At 69.4% G+C, this 13,413-nt stretch carries 13 protein-coding genes and 1 tRNA gene; 9 read left to right on the forward strand and 5 right to left on the reverse strand.

Going from position 1 to position 13,413, the window contains the following annotated elements; all coding sequences use genetic code 11:
- Window positions 1–54: 54 nt before the first annotated feature.
- Window positions 55–783: a histidine phosphatase family protein gene (locus ASG69_RS10530; protein ID WP_056444611.1), complete on the reverse strand. Its 729-nt coding sequence runs from the start codon at window positions 781–783 to the stop codon at window positions 55–57.
- A gap of 47 nt (window positions 784–830) precedes the next feature.
- Window positions 831–1,676, reverse strand: a complete 846-nt coding sequence (locus ASG69_RS10535; RefSeq protein WP_027505333.1) for an undecaprenyl-diphosphate phosphatase — start codon at window positions 1,674–1,676, stop codon at window positions 831–833.
- Between the two features lie 161 nt (window positions 1,677–1,837).
- On the opposite strand from ASG69_RS10535, the gene ASG69_RS10540 reads away from it, so the two are divergent.
- Window positions 1,838–2,767, forward strand: a complete 930-nt coding sequence (locus ASG69_RS10540) for an aldo/keto reductase (RefSeq protein ID WP_056444614.1) — start codon at window positions 1,838–1,840, stop codon at window positions 2,765–2,767.
- 3 nt (window positions 2,768–2,770) lie between these two features.
- On the opposite strand, the gene ASG69_RS10545 is transcribed toward ASG69_RS10540, so the two are convergent.
- Window positions 2,771–3,127, reverse strand: coding sequence for a hypothetical protein (locus ASG69_RS10545; protein ID WP_056444616.1), 357 nt, complete (start codon window positions 3,125–3,127; stop codon window positions 2,771–2,773).
- Window positions 3,128–3,267: 140 nt separating this feature from the next.
- On the opposite strand from ASG69_RS10545, the gene ASG69_RS10550 reads away from it, so the two are divergent.
- Genes ASG69_RS10550 through ASG69_RS10560 form a run of 3 tightly spaced genes read left to right on the forward strand, consistent with a single transcriptional unit; the run spans window position 3,268 to window position 5,719 of the window.
- Window positions 3,268–4,311, forward strand: coding sequence for a hypothetical protein (locus ASG69_RS10550; protein WP_056444619.1), 1,044 nt, complete (start codon window positions 3,268–3,270; stop codon window positions 4,309–4,311).
- A 48-nt stretch (window positions 4,312–4,359) separates the two neighbouring features.
- A complete protein-coding gene (locus ASG69_RS10555) occupies window positions 4,360–4,578 on the forward strand; it encodes a DUF5703 family protein (RefSeq protein WP_037185612.1) in 219 nt (72 codons plus the stop codon).
- 55 nt (window positions 4,579–4,633) lie between these two features.
- Complete coding sequence (locus ASG69_RS10560; protein ID WP_268788558.1) at window positions 4,634–5,719, forward strand: quinone-dependent dihydroorotate dehydrogenase; 1,086 nt, start codon at window positions 4,634–4,636, stop codon at window positions 5,717–5,719.
- A gap of 11 nt (window positions 5,720–5,730) precedes the next feature.
- On the opposite strand, the gene ASG69_RS10565 is transcribed toward ASG69_RS10560, so the two are convergent.
- Both ASG69_RS10565 and ASG69_RS10570 read right to left on the reverse strand, forming a co-directional pair.
- Window positions 5,731–6,261 carry a YbhB/YbcL family Raf kinase inhibitor-like protein gene (locus ASG69_RS10565; protein ID WP_027505328.1) on the reverse strand — a complete coding sequence of 177 codons (531 nt, stop codon included), beginning with the start codon at window positions 6,259–6,261 and terminating at the stop codon, window positions 5,731–5,733.
- Window positions 6,262–6,295: 34 nt separating this feature from the next.
- On the reverse strand, window positions 6,296–7,660 hold the full coding sequence (locus tag ASG69_RS10570) for a M20/M25/M40 family metallo-hydrolase (protein WP_081821196.1): 1,365 nt from the start codon (window positions 7,658–7,660) through the stop codon (window positions 6,296–6,298).
- A gap of 153 nt (window positions 7,661–7,813) precedes the next feature.
- On the opposite strand from ASG69_RS10570, the gene ASG69_RS10575 reads away from it, so the two are divergent.
- The 5 genes from ASG69_RS10575 to ASG69_RS10595 all read left to right on the forward strand — a co-directional run.
- Window positions 7,814–7,899 (forward strand) — tRNA-Leu (locus ASG69_RS10575).
- Window positions 7,900–7,977: 78 nt separating this feature from the next.
- Window positions 7,978–9,450 (forward strand): SDR family NAD(P)-dependent oxidoreductase, encoded by a 1,473-nt coding sequence (locus ASG69_RS10580; RefSeq protein ID WP_056445173.1) that lies wholly within the window; start codon window positions 7,978–7,980, stop codon window positions 9,448–9,450.
- A 57-nt stretch (window positions 9,451–9,507) separates the two neighbouring features.
- Window positions 9,508–11,004: a glutamate-cysteine ligase family protein gene (locus ASG69_RS10585; protein ID WP_027505325.1), complete on the forward strand. Its 1,497-nt coding sequence runs from the start codon at window positions 9,508–9,510 to the stop codon at window positions 11,002–11,004.
- 38 nt (window positions 11,005–11,042) lie between these two features.
- Window positions 11,043–12,344, forward strand: a complete 1,302-nt coding sequence (locus tag ASG69_RS10590) for a saccharopine dehydrogenase family protein (protein ID WP_056444622.1) — start codon at window positions 11,043–11,045, stop codon at window positions 12,342–12,344.
- The coding region (locus tag ASG69_RS10595; protein WP_056695760.1) for a CoA transferase at window positions 12,341–13,413 on the forward strand (1,073 nt) is incomplete at its 3' end. The genes ASG69_RS10590 and ASG69_RS10595, both read left to right, overlap by 4 nt.

Raw genomic sequence — 13,413 nt, forward strand, 5'->3', positions numbered from 1 at the left:
CAAAGATCGCGCCGCCGAACTGCCGCGGCTGTGACTCCCATTATCCGCGTGTTGTCACTGTCCGGTGGAACCACCGGGGACGGCGTCCGATTCCGACGCGGTCGGAGCCTGGTCGGACGGGGCCTCGGCAGTGGTGTCCGTCTCGGCGGGCGGCGTCGGAACGAACTGCGTCAGATCCCCACCGAGATCGCCGAGACGATGGACGAACGGCCGCGTCTCGGTGTACCGGACGACACTGATCGACGCCGGGTCCACCACGATGCGCTGGAACTGGTCCAGGTGCGACCCCAGAGCATCGGCCAGGACGGACTTGATGACGTCGCCGTGCGAACAGGCCACCCACAGCACGTCGGCGCCGTGCTCGGCGGCGAGCCGCGCGTCGATCTCACGGATCGCGCGCACCGCCCTGATCTGCACGTCGGCGAGGCCCTCACCCCCGGGGAAGACGGCAGCGGACGGGTGCTGCTGCACCACCTTCCACAGCGGCTCCCCCACGAGATCCTTGATCGGCTTGCCGGTCCACTCGCCGTAGTCGACCTCGAGCAGCCGATCCTCCACGACGGGTTCGAGCTCGCGCGCCGCAGCGAGAGGCGCGATCGTCTGTTCGCACCGGAGCAACGGTGATCGCACGATCGCCGCGAGCGGAAGCACCTCGAGACGGGCGACGACACGCTCCGCCTGCTCCCGACCGAGATCGTCGAGTTCCACGCCGTCCGACCTGCCCGCGAGCGTGCCGGCCGTGTTGGACGTCGAGCGTCCGTGGCGCAGAAGTATGACCGTCATGACCTCAGCCTAGTGAGACGCGAGGGGCGCCCGGCGTTGCGGTGGCGTCAGTTCGCTGCGACGACACCTGTGGCGAGGAGGCCGAGAACCGCGACGCCGACGACGATGCGGTACCCGACGAACCAGTACAGCGAGTGGTTCTCGACGAAGCGCAGCAACCAGGCGATGGAGGCGTACCCCAGTACGAAGGCCACGAGCGTCGCCACGACGAGCTGGGAACCCGATGCCTGCAGACCTTCGCCCGCCGGTTCGAAGGCATCCGGCAAGGAGAAGAGTCCGGACGCGGTGACGGCCGGGATCGCGAGCAGGAACGAGAAGCGGACTGCGGCGGCACGCGTCAGCCCCATGAACAGACCGGCACTCGTGGTGGCGCCGGATCGGGACACGCCCGGGATGAGCGCGAGACACTGCGCCGCGCCCATGACGAGGCCGTCGCGGGTGGTGAGCTTCTCGATCGGTCGCGTCTGTCGGCCGACCTTCTCCGCGACGGCGATGACCACGGCGAACACGATGAGCAGCGTCGCGATGATCCACAGGTTGCGCGCACCCGTCCGGATCGCGTCCTTGAAGACGAAGCCGAGCACCCCGATCGGGATGGTGGCGAAGATGACGTACCACCCCATGCGGTAGTCCAGCGTGTCGCGCTGGGACTTGTCGGCGATACCGCGGAACCACGCCGCGACGATGCGCCCGATGTCGCGGGCGAAGTAGAGCAGGACCGCGGCCTCGGTACCGAGCTGCGTCACCGCGGTGAACGACGCGCCGGCGTCGTCACCGAAGAAGACCTCGGAGACGATGCGCAGGTGTGCAGAGGAGGAGATGGGGAGGAACTCGGTCAACCCCTGCACGGCGCCGAGCACGAGGGCCTGCACCCAGGACATCGATTCCGCGATCATCGCTGCTCTCCTGCCGTCCGATTCCGCGGCGCGCAGACGCCACCGACGAGGTTTCCTGTCGAAGTCACGAGGCACGACCGTACTAGGGTCGTGCCTCGACCACCGTGTCGGCAGGACGAGACACGGACGGAACACGGCGAAACGGATGCACTGCCTTCATGAAGCACAGAACGGTCGGGAGCAGCGGGCTGCGGGTGTCACGCCTGGGGCTCGGAACGGGTGAATGGGGACGCGGAGTCGACGGTGACGACGCCGCGGCGCAGGTGACGGCGTTCGTCGACGCGGGCGGGACCCTCGTCGACGCGTCCGCCTCGTATGGAGACGGACGCGCGGTGCGGGTGTTGGCCGAAATCGTCGACGACGTGGTTCCGCGCGGTGAGCTGGTTCTCAGCATCGATTCCGGCGTCTCGCGTCCGGACACCTCGGGGCACTGGACCGTCGACTGCTCGCGGCGCGCGCTCCTCGCAGACCTGGACAGGACACTGCGCGAGCTCGGCACCGATCACCTCGATCTGTGGAGCGTCGGCGCGTGGGATCCGCAGACCCCTCTCGGTGAGGTGGCGGCGACTCTGGAGCACGCGGTCTCGTCCGGGCGGGTCCGCTACGCGGGTGTTCGCGGCTTCACGGCGTGGCAGCTGGCCACCGTGTCGGCGTCCGTCGACATCACCGCGGCGCAGGCGGAGTACTCCCTGCTCGCGCGCGGCGCCGAGGACGAGCTGTTCCCCGCGGCCGACCACCACGGCGTGGGCGTTCTCGCGGTGTCGGCTCTGGCGGGCGGCGTGCTCACGGGCAAGTACCGGGACGGTGTACCCGCGGATTCACGCGGCGCGGACGATCACCGACGCCACGCGCTCGCACCCTTCCTCGGTGAGGACGGCGGGAAGGTGGTCGAGGCTGTCATCACGGCGGCCGACGGTCTGGGCACGTCGCCACTCGCGGTGGCTCTGGCGTGGGCCCGAGATCGCCCCGGTGTCGCGTCGGTCGTGGTCGGGACGCGGGACATCGGTCAGCTGACGGGTGTGTTGGCCGCCGAGGAGGTCGCGCTTCCGTCGGCCATCAGCTCCGCGCTGGACGACGTCAGTTCCTGACCGTCACTTCGGGTCGATCGCGTTGCCCAGCCGCCCGAGCAGCGATCGCAGGAGTGTGGTGTCGGGCGGCTGCGGCGAGTCGAGCGGACGGACGTCGGCGACCGCGTCCCGGACCGCGGCGACGATCGAGCGCTCGTCCGAGAGGTCGACGTCCGTGACATCGCGCTCCGCGACCGCGTCGACGTCGAGATCGTCGGGAACGGCCTGCGCCAGGTCGGAGCGGTAGACCTCCACGCGCAACGACTTACCGCGTACCCGGAAGGCGAAGCTCCGCCCGTCCGGAGTGGACCCGAACCCGTGGGCGTGCGCCCCCACCGACACGTCCTCCACCGAGAACTCCGTATTGCTCGGCCCCGTCATGCGCCCTCCCTCGCTCTCTCTCGTCGACAGGCACTCGTCGAAACGTACAGACGCGTCATGGTGGACACATCCCTCCCCCGTGCTCGCGCCGGGACGGCGAGATGATCGGATGAGAGAAGACCTGAAGGAGAATCACCCCCATGGCACCCCGACCGACCAATGCCCACTCGGCACGACGCAGCAGTACCCGTTTCGTCCTTCTCGGCCTCGCCCTGGTGACGACGGTCACAGCAGGATGCGCGAACTCCGACGATCCGGAGCAGCTGAACACGCGTGAGCCGGAGGTCGCCGCGGTGTCCCCCGACACGACCGTCATGCCGGCGGGCGTCACGGCCGACCCGCGCTTCGGCGGTCCGGCCACCGTCGACGGCCTCGCGATCGAGCCTCGCGACCGGATTGCCGGGATCCTCACCGACGACGGTACGACGCTGCTGCTGACCCCGCTCGACTCGGAGGAGAATCCGCGCTCGGTGCGACTCTCCGCACCCGGCACGTCCGTCTCCGCCGGCAGGGACGGCGAACTGTTGGTCACGTCGTCGTCGGGCATCAGCCGGGTGGACGCGCAGTCCGGTGAGGCGACCGACGTCGCGATCGACGGCGGCGCCGCCTCGGTGACGCCGTGGGACGACGGGTACGCCGTCGGGACGCCGACCGGAACCGTCGTGATCACGGGAGCCGACGGCGCGGTCGAGAGCACCATCCCCGGTCAGGCGTCGGTCGACGGTCTCGTACGCACCGGAGACGATCTGGTGTCCCTGGACACCCGGCAGACGTCGGTGACGTCCGTGAACGTCGGTGCCGAACGTCTCGGCGCCGCGCTGCGCGCAGGCGACGGGGCCACCCGCATGACCGGATGCGCCGACGGTGCCGTCGTGGTCGCCGACACCACCGACGACGAACTGCTCGTCTTCACGGGCGACCCCGATCTGATCATGCGACAGCGCTACCCCGTCGCCGGTTCCCCGTTCGCCGTCGCGTGCGAGGACGACGGCATCGTGTGGGTGACCGTGACCGCACTGAACGAGGTGGTGGGATTCGACATCACCTCCGGAATTCCTGTCGAGTCGGCACGGTTCCCCACAGTGCGCCAGCCCGACTCGCTCGCCGTGGACTCGCAGTCCGGCGAACTTTTCGTAGGCTCGAACAGTGGCGCCGGGGTCCAGGTGATCCCGACCCGGGCGTGAGTGCCCGCGAGGACGAGAGCGAGATCCGTGAACCGGAACAACCGTGCGATGCCCGTCGGCTGGGAGACCCAGTCGGACGACTGGGAGTACGTGCCCATCAAGCTGCCGCCGGACGTCACCCGAGTGACGGCCTCGATGCGGCTGGCCATCTCTGCCGAGTTCGGTGGGTGGGAGCTCTCCCGGGTCCGGCTGTACACCGACGGCAGCAGGCGAGTACTTCTCAAGCGACGCAAGACCGCGCACCACGTGCCCGATCCCGGTCTCTGACCGAGTGGCGGCGCCGCACCACCGACGAGATTCCCCGACGAGAGGTTTCCAGGCTGTGAGCCCGTACCGGCTGCTGCTCCGCGCGATGTTCCTGCTCCCTCCGGAACGCATTCATCACCTCGCATTCGCGGCGATGGTCGCGGTGACTCGATTCGCGCCCCTGCGTGCGCTGGTCTCGCGCGTGCTCTCGGTCCGAGATCCGGCACTGCGGACGACCACCTTCGGCGTGACGTTCCCCACCCCGGTCGGCCTGGCCGCCGGTTTCGACAAGACCGGTGAGGGTGTCGACGCGTGGGGTCCGCTGGGGTTCGGTTTCGCGGAGGTCGGCACCGTGACCGCGCAGGCGCAACCCGGGAACCCACAGCCTCGACTCTTCCGGCTTCCCGCCGACCGAGGCCTGCTCAACCGCATGGGTTTCAACAATCCGGGTGCGGCGGCGGTGGCCGAGCGTCTGCGCGGACGGCGCGGGGACATCCCGGTCGGCGCCAACATCGGCAAGACGAAGGTGGTTCCCGCGGCGGACGCCGCGATCGACTACACGGAGAGTGCGCGGCTGCTCGGCCCGCTGTCGGACTTCGTCGTGGTCAACGTGAGTTCGCCGAACACCCCCGGACTGCGGGATCTGCAGGCGGTGGAATCGCTGCGGCCTCTGCTGGCCGCCGTGGCGAGCGTCGTGACGGTGCCCGTCCTGGTGAAGATCGCGCCCGACCTGTCGGACGACGACGTCGACGCGGTGGCAGACCTGGCCATGGAGCTCGGATCCGCCGGCATCGTGGCGACCAACACGACCATCGGGCGCGACGGGCTGCGGACGGCCGGGACCGCGGATCTCGGAGCGGGTGGCGTCTCCGGCCCGTACGTCGCGGACCGATCACTCGAGGTGCTGCGCCGACTGCGTGCACGCGTCGGGGACTCGATGACGCTGATCTCGGTCGGCGGTGTCGAGACCGCCGACGACGCGTGGGAACGCATCCTCGCCGGTGCCACCCTCGTGCAGGGGTACACCGGCTTCGTCTACGGCGGTCCGTTCTGGGCGCGCCGCGTCGCCGTCGGCCTGGCTCGACGAGCCCGGGCCGCGGGATTCGCCTCGGTGGCCGACGCGGTCGGCACGGAGACTGTCCCGCGGCCCGGGCCGCGCTGACTCGGTTCTCGTCAGCTCTGCTCGTACGTGCCCACGATGACGGCACGCGCGATGGCGTGACTGAAGAGGTTGAATCCGAGGTACGCCGGTGACGCACTCTCGTCGATCTCGAGCTTCTCGACGTCGACGGCGTGTACCGCCACGAAGTAGCGGTGCGGTCCGTGCCCCTGCGGGGGTGCGGCACCGATGAACCGGGCCAGGCCCGCGTCGTTGCGCAGCGTGATCGCGTCGTTCGGCAACCCGGTGGAGCTGTCGTCGCCCGCTCCGGTGACCAGGGTGGTGGTCGAGACGGGGATGTTCGCCACCGCCCAGTGCCAGAAACCGGACGCCGTCGGCGCATCGGGGTCGTAGACGGTGACGGCGAAGCTCTTGGTCTCCTCCGGGAAACCCGACCACGACAGCTGCGGCGAGTTGTCGTGGCCGCCCGCGCCCATGATGCCGCTGACCTGGTCCTCGTGGAGCGGCTGACCGTCGGTGACGTTGTCCGACGTGAGCTCGAACGACGGCAGCGACGGCAGTGCGGCGTAGGGATCGTGTGACATGAGGTCCTCTCGGGAGATATGGGTTCGGGGGTTGTCAGCTGTGCAGAAGGAAGTGCTCGAAGACCTTGGTACCGAAGATCAACGACTCGACGGGTACCCGTTCGTCCACGCCGTGGAACAACGCCGCGAAGTCGAGCTCGGGCGGCAGCTTGAGCGGCGCGAAGCCGAAGCAGCGAATGCCCAGCTTGGCGAACGCCTTGGCGTCGGTGCCGCCGGACAGCATGTAGGGCACCGTGCGACCGTTCTCGTCGAACGCCAGGATCGCGTCGTTCATCGCGTCGACGAGGTGCCCGTCGAACGTGGTCTCGTACGGCTCCAGGTCGGTGATCCAGGACCGTTCGACGTGCGGACCGATGAGCGCGTCGACCTCGCGCTCGAACTGCGCCTTGCGTCCCGGCAGGACGCGGCAGTCGATGGTGGCGGAGGCCGTCTGCGGGATGACGTTGGCCTTGTACCCGGCCGAGAGCATCGTGGGGTTTGCCGTGTCGCGCAGTGTCGCGCCGACGATGCGGGCGATGCTGCCGAGCTTGGCGAGGGTGCCGTCGATGTCGGGCGACTCGGGGTCGAAGGCCAGGCCGGTCTCCGAGCTCACGGCGGCGAGGAACTCGGTCACCGAGTCCGTCATCACCAGCGGGAACTGGTGGTTACCCAGTGCTGCAACGGCTTCGGCGAGGTACGTCACGGCGTTGTCCTCGTGCAGGAACGATCCGTGACCGGCGCGAGCCTTGGCCGTCAGACGCATCCAGGCGAGCCCCTTCTCCGCCGTCTCGACGAGGTAGAGGCGACGCTCGTCGCCCTCGGGGGTGGACACCGTCAGCGAGAAGCCGCCGACCTCGCCGACGGCCTCGGTGACACCCTCGAACAGATCGGGCCGGTGCTCGACGAGCCAGTGCGACCCGTACCTGCCGCCGGCCTCCTCGTCGGCCAGGAACGCGAAGACCAGGTCGCGGGGCGGGACGGTGCCGGCCGACTTGAACTGTCGGGCCAGCGCCAGGGCCATGCCGACCATGTCCTTCATGTCGACGGCGCCGCGTCCCCACAGGTAGCCGTCCTCGACGGCACCCGAGAAGGGATGCACGCTCCAGTCGGCGGGCTCGGCCGGAACGACGTCGAGGTGGCCGTGCACGAGCAACGCGCCGCGTGAGCTGTCGGCGCCGGCCAGTCGGGCGAAGACGTTGCCGCGGCCGGGCGCACCCGACTCGACGTACTCGGTCTCGTACCCCACGGCCTCGAGCTGGCGCGCCACCCACTCGGCGCACTCCTTCTCGCCGGCGGTGGTCTCGAGCTCACCGGTGTTGGAGGTGTCGAAGCGGATCAGCGACGAGACGAGGTCGACCACCTCGTCCACGGCCACGGTCTGCTTCTCGGTCTGGTGGTCGTTCTCTCCTGTTGCGGACACAGCTCGTTCCTACCACTCCAGGTGCCTCGGCAGGTGCTCCGACGTGCGGTTTTGGTCCAGGGCGCGGTATCGGCTAGATTTAGCGACCGCACCGAGAACATGGGTGCGACGCGATCGTGAACTGTGTGTGACCAGCAGGGTGTGACGCGGGTTGTCCGAGTGGCGGAATGGCAGACGCGCTAGCTTGAGGTGCTAGTGTCCTATTAACGGACGTGGGGGTTCAAGTCCCCCCTCGGACACCGAAGACAGACCGACGAAAGCCCCGATTCCTCACGGAATCGGGGCTTTCGTCATGACACGGGAGCGTGGAGGCGGCGATGACGGAGCACAGCGTGACGGGCATCGACCCCGACGAACTCGCCGCGTGCCTGCGCGTGCTCGACCGCGCGGCGGCCCTGGACGACGATCACCCCGACGCCGTGACCGTGCAGCGTGCCACGGCCGGCATGTTCAAGGCCGCGAAGAAGCGTCGCCGCCTGGAGTCGCGCGCCCGCGTCGCCGACGCCGACCGCGCCGTCGTCGCCGCCACGGCGACCGGATCACCCGACCGCATCGACGACGAGACCGCCGGGCTGGCGCTGACGTCGGCCACCACCACCGAGACCGCGGGCACACTGCAGCGTGCGCGTCCCTGCTACATCTGCAAGCAGCGGTACACGACGGTGGACGCGTTCTATCACCAGCTCTGCCCCGAGTGCGCCGCCCTGAACCACGCGAAGCGGGACGCCCGGACCGATCTCACCGGCCGCCGCGCCGTGCTCACCGGCGGGCGCGCGAAGATCGGCATGTACATCGCGTTGCGCCTGCTGCGCGACGGTGCTCACCTGACCATCACGACGCGCTTCCCCGCGGACGCGGTGCGCCGGTTCTCCTCGATGTCCGACAGCCACGACTGGATGCATCGGCTGTCCGTCGTCGGCATCGACCTGCGTGATCCCGCGCAGGTGGTCGCGTTCGCGGACTCCGTCGCGGCGGAGGGCCCGCTCGACATCCTGATCAACAACGCCGCTCAGACCGTCAAGCGGTCCGCCGGCTCGTACACCGCCCTCGAGGACGGTGAGCACGGCGTCGATCTGGCAGCGCTCGGGGTGCGCACGTTCGGCGCGACGAGCGATGCCCACCCGGCAGCGCTGGTGGGGGCGTTCGGCGAGACCGACGGCGACACCGTCGCTCTCGACACCGCCGTCATGGCGAACATGGGGCCGTCGCAGGTGACCACCATGGCCCTCGTCGCCGGTTCGGCGTCCCTGCAGCGCATGGCTGCCGGAACGGCGATCGACGCGGGTGGGCTGGTACCCGACGAGGCGCCGACCAACAGCTGGGTGCACACCGTCGACCAGGTGGATCCCGTCGAGCTGCTCGAGGTGCAGCTGTGCAACTCGGTGGCGCCGTTCATCCTCGTCTCGCGCCTGCGCGCCGCCCTGGCGGCGTCGCCGCATCGCCGGTCCTACGTCGTCAACGTCTCCGCGATGGAGGGCCAGTTCGGCCGCGGCTACAAGGGACCGGGGCATCCGCACACCAACATGGCCAAGGCCGCACTGAACATGCTGACGCGCACCAGTGCGAACGAGATGCTCGACGACGGCATCTCGATGAGCGCGGTGGACACCGGCTGGATCACCGACGAACGCCCGCACCCGACGAAGATCCGCCTCGCCGACGAGGGCTTCCACGCGCCCCTGGATCTGGTGGACGGCGCGGCTCGTGTCTACGACCCCATCGTCCAGGGTGAGCTCGGTGTCGATCTGCACGGGAAGTTCCTCAAGGACTACGCGGCCTCGCCCTGGTGACACCGCCGAACCCCCGTGTCGTGCGCCTGGCGGCCGCCCACGTGGTGCAATGTCGTGATGGGCGACGAGGTCGAGCAGCGCACGTTCAGCCGTAAGGACCGGCAGATGTTCCGGCACAAGGTGCAGGAGTGTCTGGACGCCCTGGCGGCGATGTTGGCGGACGACACCTTCCGGGTGGACGAGCCACGCCTGGGCATGGAGATCGAGCTCAACCTGGTGGACGAGTCGATGCAGCCGGCCATGGCCAACGCGGCCGTGCTCGAGGCGATCGCCGATCCGGACTTCCAGACCGAGCTGGGCCAGTTCAACATCGAGATCAACGTGGCCCCGGAACCGCTGGCGGGCGACCGGATGCGCATCCTGGAGAACGGATTACGCACCTCCCTGGACACGGCGGACGCCCGTGCTCGTGAGCAGGGATGCGCCCTGGCGATGATCGGGATGCTGCCCACGCTGGGCAAGGATCACTTCGCCCACCAGTGGTTGTCCAGCAATCCGCGATACGACCTGCTCAACCAACAGATCTTCGCGGCGCGCGGCGAGGACATCGAACTGTCGATCACCGGGGTCCCTCTGCCCGGCAGCCACGACATCGAGTCGTTGAACGAGATCTCCGACACGATCCTCCCCGAGGCCGCGTGCACCTCCGTGCAACTACACCTGCAGGTCTCGCCGACGGAGTTCCCCGCGCACTGGAACGCCGCGCAGGCGCTGGCGGGAGTGCAGGTGGCACTGGCCGCCAACTCCCCCTTCCTCGCCGGCAAGGCACTGTGGCACGAGACCCGGATCCCCCTGTTCGAACAGGCGACGGACACGCGCCCACAGGAACTCAAGAACCAGGGAGTGCGACCCCGCGTGTGGTTCGGCGAGCGCTGGATCACGTCGATCTTCGATCTGTTCGAGGAGAACTCGCGGTATTTCCCCGCGCTGCTGCCGGTCGTGTCCGACGAGGATCCGATGGCCGAACTCGCGGCGGGCCGAGCGCCCGGCCTGACCGAGCTGAAGATGCACAACGGCACCGTCTACCGATGGAACCGTCCGATCTACGACACCTCGAACGGCGAGCAGCACATCCGCCTCGAGAACCGCGTTCTTCCCGCGGGGCCGACCGTGCTCGACGTCCTCGCCGACGCGGCGCTGTACTACGGCACCCTGCGGTCGCTCGTCGACGCGGACCGGCCGGTGTGGACGCAGATGTCGTTCGACGCCGCCGTGGAGAACCTGCACTCGGCGGCCCGCGGCGGGTTCGACTCGCGGCTCTACTGGCCGGAGGTCGGCTGGATCTCGCCGCAGGAGCTGGTCCTGCGCCGACTGCTGCCCATGGCCGAGGCGGGTCTCGCGTCGTACGGCGTGGACACCGAGGTGCGCGACCGCTACCTCCGGGTCATCGAGGGTCGATGCCTGCGCCGTCAGTCCGGATCGGTGTGGCAACGCAATGCCGTCGTCGCACGCGAGCGTGCCGGGGAGTCGCGCGAGCGCGCCGTGGCGGGCATGTTGTCCGACTACCTGCAGCTCATGCACGAGGGCGAGGCCGTCCACACGTGGTCGTGGTGAGTGGTGGTGGGTCACAGGAGCGCTTGTAGGCTCGGGTGATGGCCGAGACTTCCGCACCTGACCCATCCGAACTCGACACTGCGTCCGATCTCGACACGGCAGGGGATCGCGAGTTGGACGTCGTCGTCTACGGCGCCACCGGTTTCGTGGGCGCGCTCACCGCCGAGTACCTGGCGAATCATGCCCCGCAGGGCACGTCGATCGCTCTCGCGGGCCGGTCCCGATCCAAGCTGGAGTCGACCCGTCGCGGTCTGCCGTCCCGCGCCGCCGACTGGCCACTGCTCGTCGCGGACGCGGACGACGAGGCCGCGCTCACCGACATCGCTTCTCGCACACAGGTCGTCATCACCACGGTCGGGCCGTACGCGAAGTTCGGACGCACGCTCGCGCACGTCTGCGCGGCGCACGGCACGGACTACGTCGACCTCACCGGCGAAGTGCTGTTCGCTCGCCTCAGTGCCGACCAGAACCACGATCTCGCACACTCCACCGGCGCTCGGATCGTGCACTCCTGCGGCTTCGACTCGGTGCCGTCCGACATCGGCGTGCACGCGCTCTACTCCAAGGTCCACGAGGACGGAGCAGGCGACCTGACCGACACCACCCTCGTCGTGACGTCGATGAGCGGCGGGGTCAGCGGCGGCACCATCGACTCGCTGCGCGGCCAGATCGACGAGATCACGAAGGACCGCGCCGCGGCGAAGATGGCGGCGAGCCCCTACTCGCTCAGCCCCGACCGCTCGATCGAGCCGGATCTGGGACGCCAGAGCGACACCCCCATCGTCAAGGGCGCCGACATCCACCCCGATCTCAAGGGGTGGAAGGCACCGTTCGTGATGTCCTCGTACAACACTCGGGTCGTGCGCCGCACGAACGCGCTGCTCGGATACCCGTACGGCAAGAACTTCCGCTACAGCGAGGTCATGAGCGTCGGCTCGTCGCCCGCCTCCCCGGTGATCGCCGGTGCCGTGCTCGCCGGACTGGGCGCCTTCGTCGCGGGCATGGCCTTCAAGCCCACCCGTTTCCTCCTCGACAAGATCCTGCCCAAGCCGGGCGACGGTCCCAGCGAGAAGACCCGGCAGAAGGGGCATTTCACGATCGACGTCTACACCACCACCAGCACCGGTGACCGGTACGTCTCGCGCGTGAAGGCGAAGGGCGATCCCGGCTACGCGGCCACCGCCATGATGCTGGGCGAATCGGCACTGGCGCTCGCGCTCGACCGTGACGCACTCCCCTCCGTCGGCGGCGGCGTGCTCACCCCGGCCTCCGGAATCGGTGACGCGCTGATCCACCGACTCCGCGGCGCCGGCATGGAGATCTCCGCGCGCAAGGTATGACCGACCTGCTGCACCGGTACCAGGCCGACCTGGGTCTCGCTCAGGCCGCCGACATCACCGTGCGACCCGTGTCCGAGGGCGTGTTGTCGTCGACCCTGCCGGTGGCCGCGCTGGCCGTCGGTGCGGTCGCTGCACTCGGTTCCGCGGTCGACCGGTTCCGCGTGGCCTCGGGGCTGACCGCGCCGTCACCGCGCGTGGTGGTCGGCGATCGGGTCGCGGCGTCGTTCGCAGGAGACAGACTGTTGCGCATCGACGGGCGGCCGGTCGCAGGGTTCGCCGCCCTGTCCGGCTTCTTCCGCACCGCGGACGGGTGGGTGCGCACCCACGCCAACTACCCGCACCACCGGGCGCGACTGCTTTCGCTCCTCGAGCTCGCCGACGACTCCGACCACACCGCCGTCGCGGCGGCTCTCCTCCGCCGCGAGGCTCTGGACGTGGAGGAGCGTGCAGCAGAACTCGGCGCGCTCGTCGTGGCGGTGCGGACCCCGGACGAGTGGTTCGGCTCGGCGCCCGGCCGTTTCACGCGTTCCGGCCCCATCGTCTCGTCCACCGTGCGTCCCGACGGTCTGCCGTCGCTTCCCGAACCACCGACCGACCCGATGCGACCGCTGGCCGGGGTGCGCGTACTGGATCTCACGCGGGTCATCGCCGGCCCGGTCGCCACGCGCGATCTGGCCCTCCTCGGTGCATCGGTACTGCGGGTCGACTCCCCACTGCTGCCGGAGATCGAAGCCCAGCACCTCGACACCGGCGCCGGCAAGTACTCGACTCTCCTGGACGTGCTCGTCGACGACGACGACGAGCGACTGACGGCGCTGATGTCGTCGGTGGACGTGGTGGTCGGCGGCTACCGGCCGGGCTCCTACATCGACGACCACCTCCGCGCGCACCGGCCGAGCGGAGCGATCATCGGGACGGTGAGTGCGTGGGGCGGCCGGGGGCCGTGGGCACGGCGGCGCGGATTCGACAGCCTGGTGCAGGCGGCGTCCGGCATCGCGAACATGTGCGGCGGGAAGGCCGGAGGCCGGTCGGATGACGGCGGGAAGGCCGGAGGCCGGTCGGATGACGG

Origin of the sequence: Rhodococcus sp. Leaf225 (assembly GCF_001426145.1) — a bacterium.
Taxonomy (GTDB): domain Bacteria; phylum Actinomycetota; class Actinomycetes; order Mycobacteriales; family Mycobacteriaceae; genus Rhodococcoides.